Raw genomic sequence first — 25,527 nt, 5'->3', positions numbered from 1 at the left:
TCTCCTTTCACGGCGTTTCCTGATACATTTGCCTGAAGACACCCGGCGGCATGCCGACCTGTTTTTTAAAAATCCGATTGAAATAATTGTGGCGGTAGCCGACTTCTTCTGACACGTCATGAATTTTTTTATTCGTATTGACCAGCAGTTCTTTCGCCTTTTCGATTCTGATCTGGGTCACATAATCGATAAAATTAATGCCGGTCACTTGCTTAAATGCCTTGCTTAACGTATATGAATTCATGCCAAGCGCATCGGCACAGCTTTCCAATGAAATGTCCGCCATATACTGTTCGTGAATCATCGCAATCACACGTTCTGCCAGCTGCTTTTGCTGTCTGTTTTTTCTGCCCTCAAGCTTGGAAAGGTAAGGCGTCACCACTACATCCATCAGCCAGGCCGCCGCTTCGTTAGGTTCGCGCAATTCTGAAATATCAAGAAACGGATTCCGGTGCTGAAACAGTTCGCTGGGATTGAGCCCGGAATGCAAAATATCCTCCTGAATGCGGGAAAACAGCTGAATCAGGGCGGAATGCACATGCCTGTCTATGGCCGCCTTTTCCGCCAGTTCCCTCATACATCCATCTATCAGTTCCTTGGCTTCCTGTTTTCTTTCCAGCCGGATGGCCTGAACAATTTGTTTTTCCAGCTCAAAAGGGTAATAAGGAGCGAACTGCTCATCCTGAGGGAAGTCGGCCTGCAAATCAATGACCTGATCCCGGTTAGCAAATTTCCTGCGGGATTTGCCGCATTTCACATTCTGAAATAAAGAAGGGATTTCCGTGACACGCTCCGTTTTGCTGCTCCATGTCGAGGTCAGGCATAGTCCGGTTACATCCCCAAATTGGCGTGCCAGCTCCGTTATATACGCCTTCAGATCAGAGCTGTTTGTTTTCATCACAAGAACGGTGACAGAAAGCCGGCCGATATCAAGTATGGAGAGCTGAAAAACGTGTTTATCCGCCAATTCCTCAGCCAGATTGGTCAGGGTAAACACGGCAAGCTGTTCATCACCTTCACGGAAGATGCTTTTTTCACAACGGAGCCCTGTCACCTGTAGATCAAGCACATGAAACACGTTTCCGCCGATGTTCCAGCCAGCCTCCTCCATCCGCAATCTGAGGCTTTCCTCGTTGTCATAGTAAAAATCGCCCTGCAAGAGATGCTGCAAAAAACTTTTTTTCATATGGGGCGTCTGCCGCAGGAGCTGCTCTTGGAGCTTCCGGCTTTCAAGGGATAGATCCTGCCATCTCTTTTCAATCCACTTGAATTCATCCTGCCCGGACGCCTGCCATACTTTCTTCTCTCCACCGGTAAACAAGCCAAGCAAATGCTGAATGGGACGATAGATTTTTTTTGATGCATACCATGTCATGCACACCGCCAAACCGATGCAAATGACCAGCATCACGATGATCACTTTTGATAAAAACACCATCGGCGCTGTAATAGCTGAAAGAGGCGCCGCTGACACAAAGGTCCATTGCTGATGCATCCGGTTCATTTCTCCAAAGGAGACAGAATACACCTTGCCTTCCCATTCCATCTGAAAATGACCTTTCTCAGCAGGCTGTTTTTTTATCTCTTGAAGTAAAGTCTTTTCAAAATCTTTTTCCCCTTCATGAAACAGCACCTCTTGATTTTGATCTAAAAGCAGCGCACTGCCATCAGGATAGGGGGACAAGCTTTGCAGGATTGATTCCATTTCTTTCGGATCAACCGCCAGCATGATCGCGCCGAACGGTTTCTCCGCCGCGCCCGGAATGAGCTGGATCAGCATCGCTTGATTTCCCGACCGTTTCCAATAAATGCTGTGGTCTGAGGCAAGCAGCGAGCGATACTTGCGAAGGCCCTCTTGTTCTGTCAAAGCGCTGTATTCAGGGCTCAGCACAAGAGGCCGGGGGCTGTTCAGAAAGATGGAAGCCTGCTCGATCAGCGGCTGCTGGTCCCGCAAAAGAAACAGCTTTTTCGTTAATTGATAGGAGAACGTAAAGTCTTTCTCCAAATCCCTCTCGGCCAATCCATTCATCAGTGAAGAATCGTAGGCCATCTGGGTGAGTGCCAGTTCAAGCACTCCCAGCTTCTCATCCATTCGGCTGACCTCACGCGCCACCTGTGTTTCATGCGACCTTTGCAGCTCTTTCTCCACCTTGTCGATCGAAAGAAAGTAGATTGCGCCGCCAGTCAGCAATCCGGGAATACAGGCAATCAGCAAAATGAAGACAAAGTTTCTTTTGAAATACGTTCCCTTCCAGCGAGAAACCCGTTCCTTCTGTTGAGGCTGTTTTTTCATCCCTCTCCCCCCGCCGCTATCTTTACTGATACACGCGTTTTTTCGTTTTCAAAACATCAGCAAGAAACGTCAGCGCAAGTCCCTGCCCCCATCCTTGTATTCGTTTGTAAGGCACCTGTTTGTATCCTTCGGCATTTTTCATGACGGCTGTCCCGGCCGATACCTTGCTGACCCGTCCGTCCTCTTCCACTGCATCCAAAATGGCGGCAAGCGATTTCTGCACATATTTTGTATACAGCTTTCCGCTCGACATCAGAGCAGAAGCAATACCCGCTGATGCCGAAACCTCCAGATAAGAATCCGGATCATCCAAAATCGTATGCCACAGCCCTGATTCATCCTGAAGCCGGACAAGCGCGCTCAGCTGGTCTCTGAGCGATCCGTCGATGATCATAAAGGAAGGATGTGTCACCTCAATAAGCGGGAGCGCCTTTGCCATCGTGAGTGCCGCCCAGCCGTTCGCCCTGCCCCAATAAATCCCCGACAGATGATTTTGCGCTTTGTTGTCCCAGGCGTGGTAGTACAAATTCGTGACAGGGTCCTGAAGCACATCCTCATGTCCGTGAAACTGGCGCAGGCCGTCTTCAAAATAATCCTCACGCTCCATGACCCGCCCGATTCTCAGCATAAACAGCCCAGCCATCATCAGCGTATCCGCCCATGCCTGTTCAGGGAATACGTATTCTGCCGCATTCACCGTATGCTGAAGGATACCCTCGCCAAAGCGCGGCGCCTTATGCAGCACATATTCCGCCATCTCGGCCGCTGTTTCCAAATACACGTCATCACCTGTCACCTTGTGGAGGAACAAAAGCGTATGCCCGATGGAAACTCCGTTGATCGAAAGCGGCGGCAGCCCATCCTCCAGCTGTTCATCCACCCACGTTTTTAACAGATTGATATATTCCTCGTTTTCCGTCGCTTCATAGGCCTCCGCCACACCGTAAAACGCGACGCCGCCAGGCCAATCCCACGCAAAATCCATCTGAAATGTCCGTTTCACGATCCGGTCAATAACCGACGTCACCTTTTCTTCATCAAAGATAAGCTGTGCCATCTGCAACACTCCTTTTTATTTTAATCCGGTCGTACTGATGCCCTGAACGATATATTTCTGAAACAAAAAGAATACAAGAATCACAGGCAATAACGAGACGGCCGACATGGCAAACATCGCGCCCCAGTTCGAAGCCGACTCTGTATCGAGAAAAAGCTTCAGCGCAAGTGAAACAGGGTAAAGCTCCGGCTTATTCAAATACAAAAGCGGCTGAATCAGCTCCTCCCACTTCCAATAGAAGGAGAAAATCGCAGACGTCGCAAGCGCGGGGGCAATCAGCGGGAGAATGATCCGCCAAAAGCAGGCAAAGCGCCCGCATCCGTCGATTCGCGCGGCTTCATCCAGCTCCTCGGGAATCGTCCGGATAAACTGGATCATCAGAAAGATAAAAAACGCATGCCCGAAAAATTGCGGAACGACAATTGGTTTAAAGGAATTCAGCCAGTCTAATTTCGCAAACATAATATACTGCGGAATCATCAACACTTCATGAGGCAGCATTAACGTCCCCATCATGCACGCAAACCAAAATTTTTTTCCCTTAAACGGAATACGCGCAAATCCGTACGCAATGACAGCCGATGACAGGACGGCACCGATTGTTGACAGTCCGACAATGATCGCCGAGTTTTTAATAAACGTCAGAAACGGCTGTCCCGCGATACCCTTCCACCCTTCAGCATAGTTACTGAGAATAAAAGGGTCGGGAATGAGAGAATGTGAGGTTGTAAAAATACTGGCGCTTTCTTTAAACGAGCTGACAAACAGCCAAATGACCGGGTACAGCAGTAACACCGCCAGCGTTGCCGTAAAAACATGGAACAGTATGCGTTTGGGACTGACGCGCCCGGCTTTTTTTCTTTCAAAAACCGGGGCTTTTCTGACAGGCTCGTTGACCGGCTCCATCCGTCATTCCTCCTTTGACTCGTAATGAACCCAATATGACGATGTTTTAAACAATATGAGCGTAATCAGCCCGACAATGACAAGCATGACCCACGCCATCGCCGCTGCGTAGCCCATTTGAAAATAGTTAAACGCACGCTGGAACAAATAGAGCGAATAGAGAAGTGTCCCGTCAAGCGGCCCGCCCTCGCCCTTCGAAATGATATAGGCAGGTGTAAATGTCATAAAAGCAGAAATCGTCTGCATCACTAGGTTAAAGAAAATAATCGGTGTAAGGATCGGAAGCGTGATCTTGAAGAAACGCTGCACCCGATTTGCCCCATCCACACTTGCCGCTTCCAAATACGAAGACGGAATGTTTTTCAGCCCGGCCAGAAAAATCAGCATTGACGACCCGAACTGCCAGACGGACAGCAGAATCAATGTCCACAGCGCACTTGTCGGATTCTGGTACCAAAGAATTTTTTGATCAATCCCGACAAAAAACAGCAGCGCATTGATGACCCCGTCATTGCCAAAAATATTGCGCCACATAATCGCCACGGCGACGCTCCCGCCGATGATCGAAGGCAAATAAAAGAGCGTTCTGTAAATGGCCGTTCCTTTTGCTGCATTGTTTAAAATGACAGCGATAAAAAGCGCGAAGCCGAGGCGGAGCGGAACCCCGGCAAGCACATACGTAAACGTCACCTTCAGAGACTGCCAATACTTTTCGTCACCCGTAAACATTTCCTTAAAGTTGTCGAGCCCGATCCATTTCGGCGCCGTAAACAAGTCATAGCTCGTGAAGGACAGAAACAGGGACACCCCCATCGGAATCACCGTAAAGCATAGGAACCCGATGATAAACGGAGAAATAAAAGCATATCCCGCCAGATTGTCTTTTCTTATACTCCGGCTTTTTTTCATTGCGTCAGCCCCATTTCCCGTCAATTATTCCTCTCTAATATCTCATTGGCCTTTTTCCGGAACGTTTTGGCGGCTTTTTCCGGCGATACCTTCTGATACAGAATCTGATCTGACGTATCTTTCAGCAGCTTGATGACCTCCGCGCTTCCCACAGGCTCTGGCGGATCGGCTTTGCTGATGTTTTTTGACGCGGTTTCTACATACTCCACGATGTTGGTTTCTTCCTCATTCAGCTTCGGTTTAATCGCATCCGCCACCTTGTCGGAGACTGGAACGCCTCGCTCGCCTTTAATCAGCTGGTTCGCTTCCTCATTATTCACGAAGAAATTAATAAATTTCGCTGCCTCTTTTTTATGCTCAGAGCTTTTCGGAATGGAAAACAGCATACTCGGCTTCAATGTCAGCGCCTTTTCCTTCATTTGCTCCGGCGGCAGATAGAGAGACAGCGGCGAGTCTGTCAGCCGGGCAAAGCCCAAATATTGATTGGAGTAGTTCCATGTAATCGCTGACTTGCCTTTGACGATAAAATCGTCTTCCATCCCTTTAATCTGTGCGCTTTCATCAGGTGTTGGGGACGTTTTCGCTTTCACCAGCCTCAGCTGCCGTTCAAAGTAATCGACAAACAGCTGATCATCTTGATACGCGAGGCCAGTGCCGTCTTCTTTATAAAAGCGCTCACCCTTTGTGCGCAAATAATAAGGGAAGAAAATATCAGGCGGATGCATTCCGTTGGAACCGTAGACACCGGCTTTTTCCTGAAGATCATACGCCAGCTTCTCGTAATCCTCCCACGTCCAGTTTTCCTGATTGATAGACACACCGGCTTTTTTCAGCAAATCTTCATTGGCAATCACAGACAGCACGTTGACACCTAGCGTAAATCCATATAGCTTATTGTCGATTTTTCCGCCCGACAGCATATTCTCGTCGATTGAACTGACGTTAATCGTTCCATCCTTTGTATACGGCGTTAAATCTTCCAGCTGGTTCTTCTTTCCGTATTGGGCTAAGTAAGCGGTATCCATTTGAATGACATCAGGAAGCTGGCCGGCGGCAGACATGGGCGCAAGCTTTTTCCAGTAGTCATCCCAGTTCGCAAATTCCGCTTCAATATGGACGTGCGGATTCTTTTTCTCGTAAAGTTCAATTACCTTTGTTGTATAATCATGCCTTGGCTGCCCGCCCCACCACGCGATTCTGAGTGTAACGTCTTCTTTTTTTCCCGAGGCCTCTTCACCCGCTGAACATCCGCTGAAAAAAAAGACGCAGACAAGGGATAACAGCACGTAACAAATCTTCTTCAAACCAATCCCCCCTTTAATGTAAGTGCTTACATTTTATTTTAAAGCGTTCGGATAGGGCGAAACACTCAAAAAACAGTGGCGAAAGTCAAAAAAACAGAGATGGCTATCCTGCGGAAGCGCCTCCCTGTTTTCTTCTGAATTCTGACGGTGTCAGACCGGTATATTTTTTAAAAACAAGACTGAAATACTTCGGATTATCGCCAAACCCGATTTCTTCAGCAATTTCTGATACACTCGCATCCCGCCTCATTTTCATCTGTTTCATCGCATGTTCAAGACGCACTCGTGTAACATATTGGGAAAATTTCTCGCCTGTTTCCTGCTTAAATAACTTCCCGAGATAATCAGGATTCATAAACAACATATCCTTCGCCGCCCATTTTAAGGACAGATTCGGATTTCCGAGCTCGTCGGCAATAAGCCTGATCATTTTCGAAATCACTGCGCTCCCATGCAGGTCACCAGACGCTTCAGCTGTGTCCCGAAACAGCTGCCCCGCGTGCCGGAGTTCTCCCGCCTGACTGATGACCAGCTTGCGGTCCGCAAAAACCTCCTCCGCCTTTTCAGCGGCGTTCTCCTCTACGGCGAGCACGGTCCATTCTCCGCTGCTGCAAACCGCTGTCAGTGCCGACCCGAGTGCCTCTCTGGCTGCGGCATCAATAGATTGTTCCCCTTTTAAGATCAAGAGGCGGATCTTTTTTCCGGCAAGTGAAGGCGGCGGAGAAAGCTGGGCCACACCGGCGATCAAGCCTTCCAAGTATTGATCGGCTGCAAAGGAACGGATATGGTCGAGCTCGTGTTTTAGATGGGCTGTTTTCTTTTTGTGCACATCTTGCCGCTTCAGCTCAGCAATGATTTCCTCCAGCGAGCTGATAATCTGCTGTTCATTGCAGGGTTTCAGCAAATAATGCTTCACCCCATATTTCATGGCTTCCTTTGCGTACTCAAACTCTCCAAACCCGGACAGGACGATAAATTGCACCGACGGGCTGACGGCTGACACCTTTTTGATCAGCTCAAGCCCGTCCATGCCGGGCATTTTGACATCTGTGATGACGATATGCGGCTGCTTATGTACAATCTTTTCATATGCTTCATGTCCGTTCTGCGCTTTACCGATCAATGAGGCGCCAAGCGACTCCCACTCAATGATTCCCGCCATTCCATCAAGGATAATCCTCTCATCATCAGCCAGCAGTATTTTATACATCACACCACCTCATTTCGGCACGGTATTGTGATCACAATCCTCGTCCCCTTTTCATGCTCACTATGAATCCGCAATCCGTATGGCTCTCCGAATGTCAGGCTGATGCGCTCGCGAATATTCCAAAGTCCGATTCCTCTTCCGCCCGTTGATTCAAGAATCCGTCCATCCATGCCAGGGCCGTTATCTTCGACCGTAATACAGACACAGCCCTTCGCCTTTTTGGCCTGAATCCGGATGGCGCATGGCCTTGTAAAGGGTTCAAGCGCGTATTGAATCGCATTTTCCGCAAGCGGCTGGAGCGTCAGTTTCGGAATGAGGCAATGCTTCACCTCATCGTCAATATCCAACGTGAAATTCAGGCGCTCTTCAAATCGAAATCGCTGAATGGTCATATAGTGACGTACAATGTCCGCCTCCTCCTGAATGGTCACGATATCCTTTTTCATATGTATGCTGTTTCGCAGAAGAAAACCGAGCGATTCCACCATTTTTGAGATTTGCTTTTGCTGATTCGCCTTAGCCAGCCAATTGATGGACTCGAGCGTGTTATATAAAAAATGCGGATTGATCTGGGCTTGCAGTGCTTTCAATTCGGTTTCTTTAATAATGAGCTGTTTTTCCACATTTTCTTCCATCAGCTCATTAATCCGTTTCATCATGACAGTAAAATGGCGGTTCAGCATGCCGGCCTCATCCTGTGTATGTTCCGGCAGAGAAAGCGACACACCTGCTTCAATGCCGCCGTGCTGCACCGATTTCATCGCGGTCACAAGCTGTTCAATCGGCTCCGTGATGCTGTTGGCGATTTTCCTTCCGAAAAGCAAAACCACACAGAAAAAGAGAAGAAAGCATGTGCCGATCACTGTTTTCATAAAGGAAATTTTTGCGAACATCTGATCAAAGGGGATAACGTTATAGTAGCTCCAATTTTGGTAGGATGATTGAAGGTAAGAAATAAAGTAACGTTTGCCATTCTTTTTTATCAAGTCATAACCGGGGTGCTTCAGCGTCTCTTTTGCTGCCTCAGGAACATGCGCTGATGCATGTGCCGTATACACCAAATTACCGCCTTGGTCAGCAATCATAATGTCTCCGACTGAATCGCCCCAATCCTTCGGCACATCACGAATCATCTGTTTTACATTGACCTGGATCAGCACCATGCCCAAGCCGTTCAAACTCAGCTGGTGATAGGACCTGATCTGCCGTGCTGAAATCAGGACAGGATCTGACCCGCCGAGCGTCATCCAAAGATTTCTTCCATTTTTCGCTTTCGCTCGCTTAAATACCTCTTCCTGCTCCTGCTGCAAAAGATCTGAAGAACTGCTTCCGGCTGAATACTCTGAGCCGCGGGCATCAATCACATGAATGGAATCGATGTACTTTTCATCGCTGGCATATCCCGCAAGCTGATCCCACAGCTCCTGCTTCATTTGATATTGATCATACGTATCATCCCGATTTTGCATACTCATGATGCGCTGAATCTGTTCGTCTGTAATGATTTCATATGACACATCCTCTATCTTCTTCAGCTCGTCTTCGATCCTTTCAGAAGACATCCGAAGCACCTCCGAGGACTTGCGGTAAATCTGCTCATCATACACATGAAAGGCATACTGGACCCCGCTGTATACAAACAGAAAGGATACGGCCATAATCAACGATAGAAACACAAACAGCTTATCCTTAATCTTCATCCGCCTGTACCAGCCAGCAACTCTTTTCTTCATGCCGCCTTTTCTTTCTCCTGCCGCTGATCCATTGACCGAAACGCTTTAAAGGACAGCTTCGTTAAGATCAGGCTGAGTAAACTCCCGCTGAAAAACAATAGAAACGTGACATGAAACAGAACGAGACAAAGCACACCGACAGCGCCCGCCGCCATCAAAAGCGTTACCGCCGGACGGCTGAAAGCAATGAAAAAGCTGATGCTCAGCACCTCTCTGATTTTTACGTCAAAATGAGAAAATACCGGGAACACATACAGCACAACAAACGCGAAAATCAAACTAATGCTCAGGAATACATTGACGAGCACAGGCTGGTCCATCTGAGCCGCTATCCGCATATCCGCAAACAGAAACAGGGCAGCCGTCACAACGATAAGCCCGAGGATCTGTGATGCCCGCCATTCCTTTTTAAACGTCCGAAAAAAGACAGAAAACACCGGGGCATCTGTATTCCCCTTCGCCCATTCTCTCGCCACTGTAAACATCGCGGCAGTAGCGGGCATCAGCCCAAACACAACCAGGCCTGCAAGAGAAAACAAAATCCAAAGCACATTCAAATAGGCCAGTCTCATCACCCACGTACAAAAACGATTCAGCCCATTTGTCACACTGTGTATCATCAACATCACCTTCCTGCTTTGGAAAACGCTTTCATTTTAAAGTAATATGTATTTCTCCTTTCGAAAGAAAATTCCTGCCGGTCTGTGAAAATTTCGACATGATGAGAGACAGCAGCAGCCTTATCTTTTCCAGTAACGCCGGATGGCCTTATCGATCAAATATCCGGCAATGGCTCCGAAAATGACATTGAATCCAAGCATTCCGAGCGCAGCCCCTTCCCAGCCGCGTGCATATACGAGGCTCTACCAGATCAGAAACACACCAAGGACGATCAGCCCGGCCTACATCCATTCCGGCCGACTTTTGTCAGGAAATCTCATCCGCATCAAAACGGATACGCCAGCAAACAGACAAGCCGTCACGATCCCTGTCACAAATAATATTGGCCACAACATCGCCTGCCCTCCCTTTTAGAAAAGACAAAAAAGCCCCCTGCAAAGGACGCTTATTCTGCCGTAATCTCTTTCTCAAACAAATGATATCCGGACGCATCAGCACCCATGAATTCATATCCCATACGCCGATAAAAGGAATGCAGGGCGTCACTATCAGCGACACAGTCAAGCCGGATCCGCGTTTTTTCCGGAAAGTGTATGCCCGTCTCCGCCCACTGAAGGACGCGGGCTCCAAGCCCCTGTCCCGCAAACCGGCGGCTTACTGCGAGGCGATGCAAATAAATGGACTCCTCATGCCCATCGTCTCCCCAAAGCGTCCGGTCCCACTCGCTCGGTTCAGGCAGCAGCATCACGACAGCCGCAAGCTCTTCATCTTTTTTAAACACAAACACATGTCCCTTTTCAATTGACCCCGTGATATCATGTATATCTTGCCCTTTCAGAAGTCCGCTCCATTGGTTAGAACCCCGATCCCGGAGCCATTCAGCTGTTCGTACGAGCAACCCGGTAATCGATTCTGCATCCTCATAGACGGCCGGACACGCGTAAAATCCATCTGCAATCGTTTCGTTCTCAATCTTAAAAGCTGACATAAAGGCCTCCCAATCAAAAAGTAAGCTTGCACACACACCTTGATTATAATGCAGACCAAACTGCAAAAACAGACCATTTTCTCTGTATGTAAAAGGGTGTATGAAAGAGAGGCCAATCTGCCTATTAGAAAATCTTCTTTTTATCCCGTTCTTCTTTTAAAATTTCAACCGCTTCTCTGAAGCGCATAGAGTGTACGATTTCACGCTCACGCAAAAAACGCAGGGAATCGTTTAAATCAGGATCATCCGAAATATCAATCAGCCATTGATACGTCGCCCGCGCCTTTTCTTCTGCGGCAATATCTTCGTATAAATCGGCAATCGGATCGCCCTTCGCTTGGATATAGCTCGCGGTAAACGGCACGCCCGCCGCATTATGATAAAAAAGCGCGCTGTCGTGATTGACGTAATGATCGCCAAGCCCAGCTTCACGCAGTTGCTCCGGTGTGGCGTCTTTCGTTAACTTATAGACCATGGTCGCAATCATTTCCAAATGGGCAAACTCCTCCGTGCCGATATCTGTTAAAAGACCGATGACCTTATCAGGAATCGTATAACGCTGGTTCAAATACCGGAGAGCTGCGGCCAGCTCGCCGTCCGCTCCGCCATACTGCTCAATCAAATACTTCGCCAGCGTCGGGTTGCACGTACTGACCTTGACAGGGTATTGCAGCTTCTTTTCATACACCCACATTCAGGCATTCCTCCTTATACTTGCCACGGCCATGGCCCTTTTCCCCAATCCCAATCCTTGCCCGCGGGGCTGTTGCCGAACTGCAGAAGCGGTCCGTAAGAGGATTCGAACTGTCTTTTTAAGTGCCTTGAATAGCCGGAATATTGATTGAATTGCTTCAGCGCATCTTCATCATGAGGATGTGTATTCAAATAAAGACTCAGCTCAACAAGCACAAAATCAGCAGCCTGTATTTGCTCTAGCTGACGATAATATTCGGCATCAACCTTTTTTGCCATGTGCGTCTCCCCCTCGATAAGGGTTTTCATAAAAATCATAGAGATCCTTCCAAAGGGTGCCTTTTCTCAAAGCCTCCATCGGCGAAAACTGCTCCATATGCTCAGGCTGAAAGGTCATATAAAGGTTAGGGGGCGTTCTGTAATATTTCTTCCCTATGGGCGGACAGGGATCAAAACGGCTGTGAAAGGGCGTATATGATTTGACAGGCGTAAACGGCTGCATATCCTTCATTCCGGCTCCTCCTTTCTCAAAAACAATGACCTTAATAGGTATGAGGCAGGAGGCATGATTATGACTGAAACACGACTTAGCTTTTTCAATAAGAAGACCTTCGGAAGCGCCGAAGGTCTTTCTAGACTACTTAGTCCAAAATGAGATCAGTGTTTCCAATACACAGCATGAGCAGCCGCAAACTCTGATAGCGAACGAGGGTCTTTTCCCGTCACACGCTTCACTGTATCCGTTACCCGATGTTCCGCACCATGGCTGATTGCCTCATCAAGCCCCGCCATAAATCCCGCATAATCAGCCGGCAAACCAGCTGCTTCCATCCGATTCTGCAGCTCGGAACGAGAAATGATGACATGCTCCACCCGGCGTCCCGCCGCTGTACCGATAATCTCTGCCGCTTCGGCATAGCTCAGCGCCTCAGGTCCTGTCAGGATATGATGTGTCTGATGAGGGACGGCATCAGTCAAAGCACGCACGGCTGTTTCTGCAATGTCATCAGCATCAATGAATCCTAGCTTTCCCTCACCCGAAGCCGTGATGATGCGCCCCTCAGTTTGAATCGACATTCGATGCTGGACATTGATGAAATTTTGCATAAAGTATGAAGGCCGCAGCACCGTCCATTCGGGAAATTCGCGCACTGCCTGATGAATCGCGCCAAACACGGGGCCATTCTCAGGAACAACAGACGCACTTAGCATCACTACACGCTTTGCACCGAGACGCTTTGCCTCCTTTAAAAAGGGGAGCACATAGGGAGCCGGATCAAATACACCGACCGGAGCAACAAGATAGATCTGTTTTACCTGTTCCAGAGCAGGCGTAAAACTGGAGGCGTCCTTCCAATTAAAATACACATACTCAGCATCAGCAAGCGCGCCCTTTTTCCGGCTCGCAATACGCACCCTGTGTCCCAGCTTTATTAAACGGCTGGCGATTCGGCTGCCGACTGTGCCGGTCCCGCCCGTGATTAAAATCGGATTCTGTTTCATCATTTCCCACTCTCCTCTGTTTGCAAAAATGATCCTCCAAAGGCCTCTTTTACAACAAGCGGATTCCAATAATCCCTATATCGCACAATACGGCCGTCTCTCGTTTCGATGACACTGATATAGCTTTGGCGATAAGGCAGTCCAGTCTCAATCACATGGCCGTCACATTGAAACTCCGCAATCACCGTATTCGTATCTGCTGAACGGTACACTGTCGGAGCGGTAAATGAAGAAAGATGGATCTGCTTAGGATAATCCTTAATATAATCGTAAATGGCCGCTTTTCCTTCTATTCTTTTTGGTGATCCCTCCGGCGCATAAGGAAACTCAAATACAGCATTCTCATCCCAAAGCTCCGTCCAGCTCTTCATGTCCTTCTCAAGCATATAAGCCATAAACTTTCTCAATGTTTCACATGCTTTTTCAAACTCATTCATCAACATTCATCATCACCTCATTTTTATTTCTAGACTATTCAGTCCAAAAAGTACATACATGGGCAAAGAATCCTTTACCACATGTTAATCAAGCACTGATAAACTCACGTCAACATGGTCCTGAAGCCGATCTATATCAGACGTCACTTTCGCAACAAATGTCAGAGACAGCCTGCTTTGATTCAGGTACCGGGCAAGCGCAGATATATCAGTATCTTCGCCATTCAATTCTCCTTGATCCTTCGCCCTTAAAAGCGCCTGATAAAAAGCTTCCTCAAGCTGCTTGGATTGTCTGTCAAAATACCGGGCAAGCTCAGGGTCATGCGGAATCTGTTCAATCGCGCTGTTAATGATATAGCACGCCTTCGCCCGTTCAGGATCCCTCAAAGCATTGACACCCTCTTGAAAAATATTACGAATGGCTTCCTTTACAGATCCTGGCGCTTCAAGCCTTTCCATAACGGCAGTGTTTTTCCCTTCAAGATACGTTTTCACAGCGGACAAAAACAAATCACGCTTCGTGCCATACGTATCATACAAACTTTGGCGCGCAATGCCTAAATGAGAGAGCAGATCCTGAAGAGACGTTCCTTCGTAGCCATACTCTCCAAAAACCTCTATCGCCCTGTGAAGAACAAGCGCCGTATCAAATTCTTTATTCCTCCCCAAAAGACTATCACCTCCTGAAACAAATGTTACCAGTTTCCAGACTGAATAGTCAAGAAAAAAGCTAAAAAAACACTCTTGATCTGCAAGAGTGTCCTCTTTTTATCATCATCTTCTTTATTTATAACCGTCTTTTCCCCAGTGGCCCATATGGTGGTGATGGTGGCCATAATGACCATCATGATGGTGGTGATGATTATCCTTTCCAACATGGTGATGATGGTGATAATAGTGGTGATGGCCATCATTTTCATGGTGCATGTTCGGATAGCTTCCAGCTCCCGGAGAGCCTCCATAGCCGCCGCTTGGGTAACCGCCGTACCCACCATATCCCGGATAGCCGCCGACTCCTCCATGTATGCCGTGATCTGGGTAGCCTTGCATGCCATAGCCCGGGTGGCCTCCATACATGCCATAGCCCGGATAGCCTGTGCTTTGCATGCCATAGCCCGGGTGGCCAATACCAAAGCCCTGATAATGACCAAAACCAGGTCCGCCATACATATGTCTTGTATCAGTCATATTCACTCTCTCCTTCACATAGGTTACAGTCCAGAGTATGAGAATATCTTATAGATCGTATAGGCGGCCGCCTACATACAGCTAAAACAATTTCCGGGACAAAAAAAGCAGGCCATAACAGCCTGCTCACTCCTTACTCACCTAAATCAACGTTATGATATACCTGCTGAACATCTTCCAAATCTTCTAATGCATCAATCAATTTTTCAAACTGTTCCTTTGCATCATCCGGAAGCGTTACTTCACTTTGCGCAAGCATTGTCAGCTCCGCTACTGTAAATTCCTCGACACCCGCGTTTTTAAACGCCTCTTGCACCGCATGGAATTGATCAGGCTCGGCATACACGATCGCGCTGTCATCCTCTTCTAAAATGTCACGTACATCAACATCCGCTTCCATCAGGATTTCAAGCGCTTCGTCAGCCGTTTTGCCTTCCACACCGATTACAGCCGTCGCGTCAAACATGTAAGCAACAGATCCGCTCACACCCATGTTTCCGCCGTTTTTCCCGAACGCCGCACGCACTTCCGGCGCCGTACGGTTTACATTATTCGTCAGCGCATCAACGATAATCATTGATCCGTTCGGCCCGAAGCCCTCATAACGAAGCTCATCGTAATTCTCTTCCGCTCCGCCCTTCGCCTTCTCGATCGCACGTTCAATGATGTTTTTCGGCACGCTGTAAGTCTTCGCACGCTCAAGCACAACCTTCAGTGCCTGGTTGGATTCCGGATCAGGCTCGCCCTGTTTCGCCGCCACATAAATCTCACGGCCAAACTTCGCATAAATCCGACTCGTATTTGCGTCCTTAGACGCCTTCTTCTCTTTAATATTGTTCCACTTACGGCCCATGATGTTCCACTCTCTTTCATATATATCAATCTAAATACTGTTATTCACTTTATCCATTATACCTCAAATGGTTTGGTTGTTTCGAGTGTCTTGCGTTAGAAATAGAAGGAATGCCGCGATGTGGAAAATGGAACGTCTTCCGTAAAGCAAGAAAAAGCCCTAGCTAAGGGCTTTCTTCTGATCACTGAGTTTGTAAGGGGAATGATCGATATACGTCGTATTTCGATCTGTTGATTCCTTAAATCCGCCGGAGTTTGTCAGGGTTGGAAACGACATGCTTCCCAATAATAGAGTAACAGCCAGGCACATCATCACTTTTTTCTTAATAGGCATATAAACACTCTCCTTTTAGAATATCTTCTTGGGCTTTCAGCACTTTCCGATAAAACGCAGCGGCTTGTTCAAAGTGACAGCTGCTTTCAAAAACAGCGGCAGCACTCCGGGCACATGCTTCAATGTAAGCGTGCAGGTTCTTTTTTTCGAAATAGCTTAAAAGATCATGAATTTTTCGTTCATCAACAGTCTCCTTGTACACGGCCTGCAAGAACAGAAACAATTCTTTATAAAATTTGTGAGAACGTGCTGTGATATGGTCTAATCCTTCCTCTATGAACTGAAACGCCTTCTGTGTTTGGCCCGCTTTACATAATGTCCAGCTTAATCCAAACAAGACTTTCGGAAGCAGATCAGGCACTTTCTCTCTGCTTACTTTCGCCGCTTTTTGGAAATGTTCTACAGCCATCTGATCGTCTCCTGATCTGTCATAGCTGTTTGCAATGTTCAATAGAGAAATGGCGATAAACCTGTCATTTTGAATGTCCATTGCCAATTCCAGCGCCGCCTCTAAATGCGGGAGCGCTTTATCATAATGTTTGAAATCATCATAGTTGCCGGCGATCACAAACAAGCTTTGTATCGTTCTAATGCTGTATAGAGGATGGTTTTGATAAATGTCCAAGGCTTGAAGAATATGATGCATCGACACATGGGTTTGCTTCATGTGATAATACGCTTCTGCCACTTTAAAATGGAATTCGGCTTTCTCAATATCATCTGACACAAACGGCAGTTCTTTCTCCGCCTCGCGATAATATCCGATCGCTTCCACATATTCTTTTTGGTCAAATTCATACATGCCGCGGAAAAACAAAGAGTAGTATTTCAAAAGGCCTGTGAGTTTTTTCTGAGGGGTCTCAATCGTTTCAAGAAGCTCTGTCACTGTAGGGCGATTCCCGTATGTTTGTCCCGGCTCCAAATAATCAAGCATCAGCTGGTGCCGAAAACACATCAGAGAATAATAGATCAGCAAATCCTGGTCTTCTTCCATTTGCTGAATGTCCTGCTCCACCTCCGCTTTCAGAATCTCAGCATCCGGAACACTGAACTGGCGAATCATTTTATACCATTCATTAATCTTAACACCTACACGCGAAGACGGTATGGCTTGACTCAACGGCTTCCCTCCTTCTCTATGAGATATGTCATATTCTATCAATCCCAAATTTTGAAAACAATACAGAAGGAAGAAATTGTTTTTTCATCCTGTCAATTTGTTTTTTTCATAAAAAAGAACCCTTTATGCAAGGGTCCCATGTCAATCTTATTTCAAATACGTATTCACCAGCTCGTAACAGCGCTGATTCTTCGTTTTACTTGTTCTAAAAAAGCAAATACGTCCTTAGCAGGCATCAGGTTTTCCAGCAATTGAATGACATTCTTTTTCCCCACAATTAACTCCTGATCTTTTAACATTACAGGCGTTTCCTTAAACACATGCCAAGGATAAAATAACCTGAGAAAAGGATCTGAAAAATAAATCCCTTTGTCTGTTAATGTGATGCCATCTGTTTGCTTCACGGGAAAAGTACTCCAGAAGGAGATCATCTCCTGATCCTTAGGAATATGCAGCCGTTTTCTCAATCGTACCTCTCTCTTTTCAGAAATCTCGTTACCGACCAGTAGCCCATTGGTCAAACCGAACATCTTGTCATGGCTGTTCTGAAACAAAATACTGATTTCCCTCAATTCACTGGCAGAAACAGATACATGATCTATCTGGGGTTCCGTAAGCAAATCCAAGTCATTTTCACTAAGAAATTGCTGAATTATCCTCAACAGCTCTGCCAACAGATCCGCAGGATATGAACTGAAGCCGACATCAAAAACCTCTACTCCATCAAACCAAATCTCATAATCATCCATCGATTTAATCGATTGGATATCAGTGAATGCTCCCCAAGTCACACATCCCTCTTGTTCTCCAAATCTCTTCCAGTACAATCCCTTACTCGTAAACATAACAAAGCTTTTCGCTTTACTTCCCATGGAACAATTCAGTAAGGCCGTCACCGTTTCTTTCTTCGATAACGGGAATAACTCACACGCATATGTCAAAAGCTCCTCAGGGACAAATCCGGTAAAGAACTTATCTTTTTGATACATTGAACACAAATCACTCAAATATGAACCACCCATTGCTTCATCGTCCTCCTTTTGGTTCATATACGCGTACTTTGAATGAAAGTTTCATAGAATTTCGACACTGTTATCAGCAAAGATCAACTCTTGAACAAAAAAGAAAAAGACGCTAAGAGCTTTCACTTTAATCAACCACAACAAAATCCTGAACCTTCACCTGTTCCTCAGGCAAATCAAACTGATAAAGCATCTCCTTAGAATGGATATCAAACACACCCACGTATCCGCCGATGCCCTTTTTATGCTCTTCCTGGGCAACTATATACAATAGATTCCCCTTAAACTTCGCTTCCATATAAGGGAAATTCAAACTATATGTATGAAAAGAAAATTCCTTCCCATACTCCAGCAAGTTCGCCTCACCCTCTTTGTCTTCGTACGTAACGTAAAAACTTCCGCTTTCTTTGTCATAGTATACGGTATCAGCGTATTCAAGATCATCAGGATACGGAATATATGTCGTTTTCCATGTCCCTTTTTCAATCACAGTCAATTCATGCTCCGAGCTCGCAACAATAAATTCCTTCGAGTCTGCGAATTGATCAGCGTATGAGGCTAAGCTCAGGGTCTCAATCATTTCCTCTGTTTTTCTGTCAATCACGTAAATAGACATGCTTTGAATGATATAAATATAGTTCTCATCACTGGCCCCCATCGTGACAAGCGAAGGCAAGGTAAGGGTATATTCCTTTTTCGTTTTTCTGTCGTTTATGTGGATCTCATTTCCCGTCGTATCAACATTATAGGCCTTAACAGACACATCCTTCCCCTCATACCAAAACGCAAATGGATCTGACAGCGGATGCTCTTTGATCACATCCTTCTCCAGCGTGTAGTAAAAAGGCTCGTGTTCCGCCAATAATACAAGGTCTGTGGATTTGTATGACTTCATTTGAATATAAGGAACATCCGCCACCTTAAACGTGCGCCTGTTAAACCGTTCGCCTGTAGAGGTTGAAAGCAGCGTGCTTTCTTTTATGAAAGGATTGGAGTAGATAAAAAAGATGCGGTCTTCTTCGGGGTGGATGGTGGAAGATTGGACAGGATGCGTATTTTTATTTTGAATGGAAATATACACAGTCAACATAAAAACACTTGCGAACAAGCCCAATAGTATAAAACGCTTTTTCACACAAGAAACTCCCAGTAAATGGTTAAAAACTCTATATCGTTTTCAACATGCCCTGTACATATCCCTTGTAATCCAATAAAAAAAAGAACTTCTCCATGGAAGTTCTCACTTATTTTTCTCATAGGATTGTTTGATCAATCCCATGATATATTCTATGTTTTCGTCATCTTTTATGAAAATCTCATAGTCGCCATTTCCCCAGTGGCCGGTCTTAGAGACATCGCGCATTCTCTTCTCGGGATCATGCAATTCTCCCTTTTTCATATTCACCCACAGCTTAAGTCCGCTTTTTAAAAGAAGAATGTCAGTGAAATTTCGCTTATTTGATGTAAACGCAATATAAAGCTTTGTCGGTTTGATTGAAATATGATCGTCCAAATTAAAAATGAATTCCTTTAGCTGCTGATAAAGCTCTATGATGTCAAACGGTTTATCTGCAAGATGATCCTCTTCAGAAAACACTTTAATTTCTTTGCTGACCTCTTGAATGGTCTCACTTTGCTGCGAAATGGTCTTAATCGACTCGGAGACGCCATCAGCCTTCATTTGATTCAACTGGATCAGATCATTTTCGTACCTTTTAATCTCCCATAATTCAATTGGCAGGTCTTTAAAATGGATGGATTGCTTTTGATACACCGTAAAAACAGGTGAAATAAAAATGACCTTCGACTGCGACCAATCCACATCATCCCGCTTTAACGGACGATCATGATTCTCATTGTACTCAAGAATGAAATCAGCTTTATGATTGAGCATTGCCGCTAAATAGGCGTAGCCCTGGTCAACAACACTGAAGTTCTTCGTATTTTTATACTCGATAATCACAAAAGATTTCGTCTCAGCATCAAACGCTAACGTATCAATGCGGAAATTGCTAATCCTGAATTCAGATTTCACAAAACTGAGCCCCAACATTTGCTGAAGATTGGTCTCAAATAAATCCTGAATCTCTTTTTCTTTTTTAAACGGTTTCTCGCGAATATCTTCTAGCTGATTTTGGTTGTTTACTTTATAGAGATACATGCTGGGCTCCTTTTATTTTACTAGTTCCATTAAGGTTTCTAAGGATAGACTCGAAACCGGATTTTGCGTTTTTGTTTTCAGTGTACTTCCAATTAAATAAGAATAGTCACGGCACTCTGCCAATTGAAACCGGACTCTATTATTCGTTTTAGTGATCTTGGCGGGTTCTTCAGATTCCCAAGCGTCAACGATCTTGTAAACATTTAAAATCACACCGCTCCGAACAACAATTGCCCGTTTACATTCCTTTGCTCTGGACAATTTCATATCCCAGTTCCCGCAAGCGCGGTTCGTTAGCGTGTCGCCTTTTTGAATATCCTTGATCTTTATGATTAAGAAATCTTTACCCAAATGAGCTCTTCCCCTTTTTATTGATCTATCATCATCTTATCAAAACCATGCACTTAGACACATGCCAAATGACTCATTTTTCCACCAAAACACGTTCTCACCCCCACCCTCATCCCGCCCCGTGGTAAAATTTTGATATTGAGTGAACAAAAGAAGGGAAATGGTCATGAAAGTATTTGAAGCGAAAACACTGCTTTCGGAAGCGACAGACCGTGCAAAAGAGTACAAAGAACTAAGAACGCAAATGGTAAATTTGAGAAAAGCGTTAAAAAGCGTCGCTGATCTCAGTGACAGCGAATTTTCAGGAAAAGGCGCCAGCAACATCAAAGCCTTCTATCACGACCACGTCGGCGTCACCGACCAGTGGATCGACTACATCGATATGAAAATCGCATTTTTCAACAGCATCGCCGGAGCCGCCGAGGACAAAGGCCTCTCAGACGCATACATCGAAGAATCCTTTCTGGAGCACGAACTGGCAAATGCAAATAAAAAATCAAAATCTATCATGTCCGAACAGAAAAAAGCGATGAAAGACATCTTAAACGATATCGACGACATCCTCCCGCTCGACCTGTTTTCAACCGAAACCTTCAAAGACGAGCTGGCCGATGCCAACGACAAACGCAAAAAAACACTGGAAAAATTGGACGCCTTGGACGAAGACCTGAAAACAGAATACGCCCTGTCTGAACCAAACGAACAATTCATCAAATCCGACTTCCAAAAGCTCCAAGAAGCAACGGGCAAAGGCAAAAACGCCACACCCATCCACTACAACGCCAAGGCTTACCGTGAGAGCGACATACATAAGAAAAAAGGCGACATTGAAAAGCGGACTGAGGCTTACTTGAAGATTAAAAAAGAGGAAGCGAAGGAACGCGAGATTGAAAAACTGAAGAAAAAGCTTGCGGATGGGGTATCTGACCCTGATGAATATTTAGAAATTGCGAAGAAGATTGGGTATGAGAACCTTGAGCCTGCACAGTTACAGTATGTGGTGCAGCTTGAGCAAGCAAAACAGCTCGAAGAAGTTGGTGAAACCACATGGGAAGTTCTGAAAGGAGTTGGAGTCGGTCTCTACGATGTCGCTAAGGATACTGTGACTGGTGTTAAAGATTTAGCTGTCGGAGCGTGGGAGTTTTCCCAGCTCTCCGAAGAACAAAAATTAGCCAAAACAATTTCAACTGTATTGAAGACACCTTCCTATGCAAAAATCATATGGACAAACATAGCAGATTCATGGAATGATAAAATGGTTAACGGTGATGCATACTCACGATCTCATTATATTACCTATGTGGTCGGGAGCCTCGTCGGACTAAAAGGTGCTGGCTCTGTTGTGAAAGTAACAAGTAAACTTGGTAAAGCAGGTGCTGCCAAAGTCGATAAAGTGCTTGAAGCTGGAGAAAAAGCTACTACTAAACATGTAAAGACAGGAATCCAGAAAACAAAAGATTTCAGCAGTGCTTTAAAAGGTAAAAATCAAGTCGCTTTTGCAGGGATTGCTCAGGATATTGAGAATACGCATAATGTAAAGAATACATCGCTTCTGAAAAAAGAAATTGAAGAACAGAAATCAAATGCATTGCAAAAAACTGAAAGAAAAACACAGAACATAAAGAAACCTAGAAAAACAATAATTCCTACAGTAAAAAGTGGTGAATTTAATAATTGGTTCAACTCATTAACAACGAAGCAACTTGATGAGCTTTGGACAGATAAGAAAGTTAGAAGAGCAATTGAAAGACAATTGAGAGCACCCGGCGGCATGCACGAATGGCATTTAGTTTCTAGGGCCCCTACTTTCAAACATTGGGGAGTTACAGCTGAACAAATTAGAGATTTAAGAACTGCCATAAACAAAGTCGAGTTTGTGAATCCAGTTGGTAAACACGGAGGATTGGGTTCAACCGCTGCTCATAATGAATTGCTAGGAATTATTGATTCATCCTTAAACTATAATATGTTTGTCCGAAGATTAAATAATTGGGCGAACTATAGGCTAAAAGGTGGAGCGGCAGCACTGCCAGAAGGATTAAGGACTAAATAATGGGAGGTTAATATGGAACGTCAAAATTTCGTATCATTGTGGATTGGAAGTATAAATGATGATGAATCATTAAGTAAATATGTTGAATTAGATTACAATGAGGATGAAGGTGATTTTCTCCCTTCCCAATTTTTAATTGATTTTGATATAGATATCGATGAATTAGATGAAGATTTTATAGAAAAAGTTGCACATGAAAAAAATTGCAATAATTTATCTGAACTAATTGGCGGCTGTTCGTACGATAGTGTCATCTTACCTCGATTTGAGAACATAGTAGGTACCGCAATTCCTGAACACATCAATGCTGCTGTTCTTTTATATAATTTTGAATATGACGGCAGGGAGAAAGAAATAAACGATAAAAACTATTCATTTAAATTTATTGGTGCAGTACCCTATGTTTAAGTAAAAAATTCTAAATAAATATGAAGCCCTCTTACTTGAGGGCTTTATTTTTATCTCATCTCACTTTATAAAAGGAGCATCACCTTGACAGTAAGAAAAGAATTAATAAAACAAATAATTTAACAATCACTGTAATAAAAACAATAAATCAAAAGAATCCAACTCCAATGGTGAAAAACATATTAAAAAGATATGAAGAGGCAAAAGAATTTATCAAACATTCAACAGAGGAACAATTCGAAGAAGACCTCTCTAAAGTTAGAAATAAACTAGACACTTTGACAAGAGCATACCTAGAATCAGCTAGCGACTACATGAATCCCATGCTCAGAGAAATACATAAAACTGAAAAGCTCTTAAAAAGTATGATGAAACTGGTAAGTCATAATCACCGCAATCTAAAATTCAAAAATTGAGATTGCACTAACCCACACAAAACCAAATATAACACCAAAACACCCAAACTCCCTTTTGCGGACAGCACCGAAAACTTTTTTTGCGGTCTCTCAACCCCTTCCTATTAAATTTCTGTATTGATAAAATTTACATAATTAGTGAGAAGAGGAAGGGTGAGAAGTTTGGGCACGATTTCGTCTCCGCACGTTGGGATGAAAATTAATGAGTGGAACCGGCATATTCAAAAGTTTAATGTGACAGATGCTGAAATGCTTAAAGCTGAGATCGAACGGGACATTGACATCATGGAAGAAGACCAAGACCTCTTGATTTACTATCAGCTCATTGCATTTCGCCATCAGCTTATGATTGACTATGTGATTCCATCTGAAGGAAACCAAATGGAGTTATCAGAATATTTAAAGAGAATTGAAGGCAGCAACAGGAAGATGGAGAAACTCGTTGAATACTACTATTACTTTTTTCAAGGGATGTATGAATTCAAAGAGGGCAATTTCTTAAGTGCCATTACATTCTATCAAAAAGCGGAAAACACCATTCCCTATATTTCAGATGAAATTGAGCGGGCGGAATTTTATTTTAAAATGGCTGAAGTGTTTTATCATATGAAACAAACCCACGTATCCATGCACTATTCTTCTCAGGCGTATAACATCTATAAAACACACGACCTTTACTCAGTCCGCCGCATACAATGCCATTTTGTGATCGCAGGAAACTACGACGATTTAGAAAGTCATGAAAAGGCGCTCCCTCACCTTGAACAGGCACTAAAAGGCGCACGGCTTCTTGAAAGCAAAAACAAGCGGATTTACGGCCAAGCTTTATTCAATATCGGAAATTGTTATCTTAAAATGGGCGAATTGACGAAAGCAGCAAAATACATGGAGAAATCGATTCTCCAATTCAAAAAATCAAATTTCAACAACTTGACACAAGCTTACCACGATTTAGCCTTAATTTATTTTCTTCAACATAAACAAGACCAGGCAATGGATTGTTTCAGAAAAGGCGTACGCTTCGCATGTAAATTCGACGATAATCTATTTAAAATTATGTTTGAAGGATTGCAGGCGCTGTTTATCAAAAAAGGAGAAGCGTCCATTTTATTAAATGTTTTCAACAAATTAGAGACATCCCAAGGATATCCTTATATGGAAGAGTTGGCATTATTAGCCGCAAAGTTTTATACTGAAATTGGGCAGATGGATGATTCTGTTATCTGTTTCAAAAAGATGGTTCATGCCCGCAAACAAATTCAGAGAGGGGATTGTTTGTATGAAATTTAAACTGACTTTGTGCGCTGTAATTGCTTTGATCGGTGTAAGCTTTATCAGTTCTTCCTTGGGAAATGAAGTAAACGTAGCATCCAGAAACATGACAAGCAAAGCTGCAAACGATTCAACGAACTCCCTAGCAGACAAAGCCATCTTTGACAAGGAAATGACGATTGCAGAAAACGGAACGCTTGATTAAGGACAAGACGCAGCTTAGGCTGTGTCTCTTTTTCTGAAGAGATAGGTGACAAGGTGATAGAATGTTTATGTTCAAACTTTCATATGCAGACCAAACAAAAGCATAAAAAAACAAGATAGGTGGAAGTAATGTAAAACCAATTAAGAGAAATTGTAAACCTCTAAGAAAAAATAAATAGCTACGGTCAAACAAATGTACTTTCTGTTGAATTCGAAGAACAACAAGACAATCTAAATGATTTGTCTCTGTTATTAACCGACATGGACAAGCTTCTAAAGAAGAGTAAATATATTGATCCTAACCGTGTTCAAGATGTTGATAGACTTCTGATCGAAATCCACAGAAGGATGAACTCACTTGAAAGGAATATACCCGAAATTAGTTATTCAAAACATGGAAACATAAGCCTTTTCCAATTTAAAAAAGGCAACACTAACAAAGAGGTTAGTTGCCTTTTCTAATTCCCAGAACCGCCACACACTCCTGATGCG

Annotated in this window: 27 protein-coding genes and 2 pseudogenes; 5 read left to right on the top strand and 24 right to left on the bottom strand. The window is 44.6% G+C overall.

Features of this window, described 5'->3' with window-relative positions:
• Window positions 1–7: 7 nt before the first annotated feature.
• The 24 genes and pseudogenes from yesS to NX903_RS03205 form a co-directional block, all read right to left on the bottom strand.
• Window positions 8–2,293 carry a transcriptional regulator YesS gene (gene yesS / locus NX903_RS03320; RefSeq protein ID WP_086343549.1) on the bottom strand — a complete coding sequence of 762 codons (2,286 nt, stop codon included), beginning with the start codon at window positions 2,291–2,293 and terminating at the stop codon, window positions 8–10.
• 22 nt (window positions 2,294–2,315) lie between these two features.
• Entirely contained in the window at window positions 2,316–3,350 is a 1,035-nt protein-coding gene (yesR, locus tag NX903_RS03315) for a rhamnogalacturonyl hydrolase YesR (RefSeq protein ID WP_029317436.1), read from the bottom strand.
• A gap of 15 nt (window positions 3,351–3,365) precedes the next feature.
• Complete coding sequence (locus NX903_RS03310) at window positions 3,366–4,256, bottom strand: carbohydrate ABC transporter permease (RefSeq protein ID WP_014479106.1); 891 nt, start codon at window positions 4,254–4,256, stop codon at window positions 3,366–3,368.
• A gap of 3 nt (window positions 4,257–4,259) precedes the next feature.
• Complete coding sequence (locus tag NX903_RS03305) at window positions 4,260–5,189, bottom strand: carbohydrate ABC transporter permease (RefSeq protein WP_086343548.1); 930 nt, start codon at window positions 5,187–5,189, stop codon at window positions 4,260–4,262.
• Window positions 5,186–6,469 (bottom strand): ABC transporter substrate-binding protein, encoded by a 1,284-nt coding sequence (locus NX903_RS03300; RefSeq protein WP_086343547.1) that lies wholly within the window; start codon window positions 6,467–6,469, stop codon window positions 5,186–5,188. The genes NX903_RS03305 and NX903_RS03300 overlap by 4 nt, the downstream gene beginning before the upstream one ends.
• Before the next feature lie 103 nt (window positions 6,470–6,572).
• Window positions 6,573–7,679: a two-component system response regulator YesN gene (gene yesN / locus NX903_RS03295; protein WP_086343546.1), complete on the bottom strand. Its 1,107-nt coding sequence runs from the start codon at window positions 7,677–7,679 to the stop codon at window positions 6,573–6,575.
• Entirely contained in the window at window positions 7,679–9,412 is a 1,734-nt protein-coding gene (yesM, locus tag NX903_RS03290; RefSeq protein WP_086343545.1) for a two-component system sensor histidine kinase YesM, read from the bottom strand. The genes yesN and yesM overlap by 1 nt, the downstream gene beginning before the upstream one ends.
• Window positions 9,409–10,038 (bottom strand): YesL family protein, encoded by a 630-nt coding sequence (locus tag NX903_RS03285; RefSeq protein ID WP_072173406.1) that lies wholly within the window; start codon window positions 10,036–10,038, stop codon window positions 9,409–9,411. The genes yesM and NX903_RS03285 overlap by 4 nt, the downstream gene beginning before the upstream one ends.
• A gap of 114 nt (window positions 10,039–10,152) precedes the next feature.
• Window positions 10,153–10,456: pseudogene (locus tag NX903_RS03280) on the bottom strand (YesK-like family protein).
• 22 nt (window positions 10,457–10,478) lie between these two features.
• Entirely contained in the window at window positions 10,479–11,021 is a 543-nt protein-coding gene (locus tag NX903_RS03275) for a GNAT family N-acetyltransferase (protein ID WP_014479097.1), read from the bottom strand.
• A 124-nt stretch (window positions 11,022–11,145) separates the two neighbouring features.
• Window positions 11,146–11,715: a spore coat protein CotJC gene (gene cotJC / locus NX903_RS03270; protein WP_003233850.1), complete on the bottom strand. Its 570-nt coding sequence runs from the start codon at window positions 11,713–11,715 to the stop codon at window positions 11,146–11,148.
• 14 nt (window positions 11,716–11,729) lie between these two features.
• The gene (cotJB, locus tag NX903_RS03265) at window positions 11,730–11,993 is read right to left on the bottom strand and encodes a spore coat protein CotJB (protein ID WP_003219491.1); all 264 of its coding nucleotides are present in this window, start codon (window positions 11,991–11,993) and stop codon (window positions 11,730–11,732) included.
• Window positions 11,977–12,225 carry a spore coat-associated protein CotJA gene (gene cotJA, locus NX903_RS03260; RefSeq protein ID WP_003219489.1) on the bottom strand — a complete coding sequence of 83 codons (249 nt, stop codon included), beginning with the start codon at window positions 12,223–12,225 and terminating at the stop codon, window positions 11,977–11,979. The genes cotJB and cotJA overlap by 17 nt, the downstream gene beginning before the upstream one ends.
• Before the next feature lie 146 nt (window positions 12,226–12,371).
• Window positions 12,372–13,220, bottom strand: a complete 849-nt coding sequence (locus NX903_RS03255) for an NmrA family NAD(P)-binding protein (protein ID WP_144486827.1) — start codon at window positions 13,218–13,220, stop codon at window positions 12,372–12,374.
• Entirely contained in the window at window positions 13,217–13,660 is a 444-nt protein-coding gene (locus tag NX903_RS03250; protein WP_086343544.1) for a nuclear transport factor 2 family protein, read from the bottom strand. The genes NX903_RS03255 and NX903_RS03250 overlap by 4 nt, the downstream gene beginning before the upstream one ends.
• Before the next feature lie 78 nt (window positions 13,661–13,738).
• Complete coding sequence (locus NX903_RS03245) at window positions 13,739–14,323, bottom strand: TetR/AcrR family transcriptional regulator (RefSeq protein ID WP_086343543.1); 585 nt, start codon at window positions 14,321–14,323, stop codon at window positions 13,739–13,741.
• Between the two features lie 114 nt (window positions 14,324–14,437).
• The gene (gene yeeK, locus NX903_RS03240) at window positions 14,438–14,842 is read right to left on the bottom strand and encodes a spore coat protein YeeK (RefSeq protein ID WP_144486825.1); all 405 of its coding nucleotides are present in this window, start codon (window positions 14,840–14,842) and stop codon (window positions 14,438–14,440) included.
• Window positions 14,843–14,975: 133 nt separating this feature from the next.
• On the bottom strand, window positions 14,976–15,695 hold the full coding sequence (locus NX903_RS03235; protein WP_003242611.1) for a YebC/PmpR family DNA-binding transcriptional regulator: 720 nt from the start codon (window positions 15,693–15,695) through the stop codon (window positions 14,976–14,978).
• Between the two features lie 159 nt (window positions 15,696–15,854).
• Window positions 15,855–16,028, bottom strand: coding sequence for a phosphatase RapH inhibitor PhrH (phrH, locus tag NX903_RS03230; RefSeq protein WP_024571797.1), 174 nt, complete (start codon window positions 16,026–16,028; stop codon window positions 15,855–15,857).
• Complete coding sequence (gene rapH, locus NX903_RS03225) at window positions 16,018–17,148, bottom strand: response regulator aspartate phosphatase RapH (RefSeq protein ID WP_015715464.1); 1,131 nt, start codon at window positions 17,146–17,148, stop codon at window positions 16,018–16,020. Before rapH ends, phrH begins: the two co-directional genes overlap by 11 nt.
• A gap of 164 nt (window positions 17,149–17,312) precedes the next feature.
• Window positions 17,313–18,155: a hypothetical protein gene (locus NX903_RS03220; RefSeq protein ID WP_251107063.1), complete on the bottom strand. Its 843-nt coding sequence runs from the start codon at window positions 18,153–18,155 to the stop codon at window positions 17,313–17,315.
• A 142-nt stretch (window positions 18,156–18,297) separates the two neighbouring features.
• Entirely contained in the window at window positions 18,298–19,260 is a 963-nt protein-coding gene (locus NX903_RS03215) for a hypothetical protein (RefSeq protein WP_250635017.1), read from the bottom strand.
• A 150-nt stretch (window positions 19,261–19,410) separates the two neighbouring features.
• Window positions 19,411–20,331 carry a DUF5655 domain-containing protein gene (locus tag NX903_RS03210; protein ID WP_134983540.1) on the bottom strand — a complete coding sequence of 307 codons (921 nt, stop codon included), beginning with the start codon at window positions 20,329–20,331 and terminating at the stop codon, window positions 19,411–19,413.
• Between the two features lie 12 nt (window positions 20,332–20,343).
• A complete protein-coding gene (locus NX903_RS03205) occupies window positions 20,344–20,682 on the bottom strand; it encodes a hypothetical protein (RefSeq protein ID WP_144486819.1) in 339 nt (112 codons plus the stop codon).
• A gap of 166 nt (window positions 20,683–20,848) precedes the next feature.
• Here NX903_RS03205 and NX903_RS03200 point away from each other — a divergent pair, with 166 nt between their 5' ends.
• The 5 genes and pseudogenes from NX903_RS03200 (at window position 20,849) to NX903_RS03180 (ending at window position 25,036) form a co-directional block, all read left to right on the top strand.
• Window positions 20,849–22,735, top strand: a complete 1,887-nt coding sequence (locus NX903_RS03200; RefSeq protein ID WP_114523761.1) for a ribonuclease YeeF family protein — start codon at window positions 20,849–20,851, stop codon at window positions 22,733–22,735.
• A 12-nt stretch (window positions 22,736–22,747) separates the two neighbouring features.
• Window positions 22,748–23,143: an immunity 22 family protein gene (locus NX903_RS03195; RefSeq protein WP_042978001.1), complete on the top strand. Its 396-nt coding sequence runs from the start codon at window positions 22,748–22,750 to the stop codon at window positions 23,141–23,143.
• A gap of 84 nt (window positions 23,144–23,227) precedes the next feature.
• Window positions 23,228–23,531: pseudogene (locus NX903_RS03190) on the top strand (hypothetical protein).
• Between the two features lie 190 nt (window positions 23,532–23,721).
• Complete coding sequence (locus tag NX903_RS03185) at window positions 23,722–24,849, top strand: Rap family tetratricopeptide repeat protein (protein WP_134983395.1); 1,128 nt, start codon at window positions 23,722–23,724, stop codon at window positions 24,847–24,849.
• Window positions 24,839–25,036, top strand: a complete 198-nt coding sequence (locus NX903_RS03180; protein ID WP_072175460.1) for a hypothetical protein — start codon at window positions 24,839–24,841, stop codon at window positions 25,034–25,036. Before NX903_RS03185 ends, NX903_RS03180 begins: the two co-directional genes overlap by 11 nt.
• Window positions 25,037–25,527 lie beyond the last annotated feature (491 nt).

The organism is Bacillus sp. FSL R5-0576 (genome assembly GCF_038004765.1).
Classification (GTDB): domain Bacteria; phylum Bacillota; class Bacilli; order Bacillales; family Bacillaceae; genus Bacillus; species Bacillus subtilis.
The sequence above is the reverse complement of the archived record's forward strand: the minus strand, read 5'-3'. Positions and strand labels throughout refer to the sequence as shown.

What these genes read in the sequence shown, in the direction of transcription:
- yesS (WP_086343549.1), bottom strand. Translation starts at nt 2,293, where the DNA reads ATGAAAAAACAGCCTCAACAGAAGGAACGGGTTTCTCGCTGGAAGGGA.
- yesR (WP_029317436.1), bottom strand. Translation starts at nt 3,350, where the DNA reads ATGGCACAGCTTATCTTTGATGAAGAAAAGGTGACGTCGGTTATTGAC.
- NX903_RS03310 (WP_014479106.1), bottom strand. Translation starts at nt 4,256, where the DNA reads ATGGAGCCGGTCAACGAGCCTGTCAGAAAAGCCCCGGTTTTTGAAAGA.
- yesN (WP_086343546.1), bottom strand. Translation starts at nt 7,679, where the DNA reads ATGTATAAAATACTGCTGGCTGATGATGAGAGGATTATCCTTGATGGA.
- yesM (WP_086343545.1), bottom strand. Translation starts at nt 9,412, where the DNA reads ATGAAGAAAAGAGTTGCTGGCTGGTACAGGCGGATGAAGATTAAGGAT.
- NX903_RS03285 (WP_072173406.1), bottom strand. Translation starts at nt 10,038, where the DNA reads ATGTTGATGATACACAGTGTGACAAATGGGCTGAATCGTTTTTGTACG.
- NX903_RS03275 (WP_014479097.1), bottom strand. Translation starts at nt 11,021, where the DNA reads ATGTCAGCTTTTAAGATTGAGAACGAAACGATTGCAGATGGATTTTAC.
- cotJC (WP_003233850.1), bottom strand. Translation starts at nt 11,715, where the DNA reads ATGTGGGTGTATGAAAAGAAGCTGCAATACCCTGTCAAGGTCAGTACG.
- cotJB (WP_003219491.1), bottom strand. Translation starts at nt 11,993, where the DNA reads ATGGCAAAAAAGGTTGATGCCGAATATTATCGTCAGCTAGAGCAAATA.
- cotJA (WP_003219489.1), bottom strand. Translation starts at nt 12,225, where the DNA reads ATGAAGGATATGCAGCCGTTTACGCCTGTCAAATCATATACGCCCTTT.
- NX903_RS03255 (WP_144486827.1), bottom strand. Translation starts at nt 13,220, where the DNA reads ATGATGAAACAGAATCCGATTTTAATCACGGGCGGGACCGGCACAGTC.
- NX903_RS03250 (WP_086343544.1), bottom strand. Translation starts at nt 13,660, where the DNA reads ATGTTGATGAATGAGTTTGAAAAAGCATGTGAAACATTGAGAAAGTTT.
- yeeK (WP_144486825.1), bottom strand. Translation starts at nt 14,842, where the DNA reads ATGACTGATACAAGACATATGTATGGCGGACCTGGTTTTGGTCATTAT.
- NX903_RS03235 (WP_003242611.1), bottom strand. Translation starts at nt 15,695, where the DNA reads ATGGGCCGTAAGTGGAACAATATTAAAGAGAAGAAGGCGTCTAAGGAC.
- phrH (WP_024571797.1), bottom strand. Translation starts at nt 16,028, where the DNA reads ATGCCTATTAAGAAAAAAGTGATGATGTGCCTGGCTGTTACTCTATTA.
- NX903_RS03215 (WP_250635017.1), bottom strand. Translation starts at nt 19,260, where the DNA reads ATGTTGACTGTGTATATTTCCATTCAAAATAAAAATACGCATCCTGTC.
- NX903_RS03210 (WP_134983540.1), bottom strand. Translation starts at nt 20,331, where the DNA reads ATGTATCTCTATAAAGTAAACAACCAAAATCAGCTAGAAGATATTCGC.
- NX903_RS03200 (WP_114523761.1), top strand. Translation starts at nt 20,849, where the DNA reads ATGAAAGTATTTGAAGCGAAAACACTGCTTTCGGAAGCGACAGACCGT.
- NX903_RS03195 (WP_042978001.1), top strand. Translation starts at nt 22,748, where the DNA reads ATGGAACGTCAAAATTTCGTATCATTGTGGATTGGAAGTATAAATGAT.
- NX903_RS03180 (WP_072175460.1), top strand. Translation starts at nt 24,839, where the DNA reads ATGAAATTTAAACTGACTTTGTGCGCTGTAATTGCTTTGATCGGTGTA.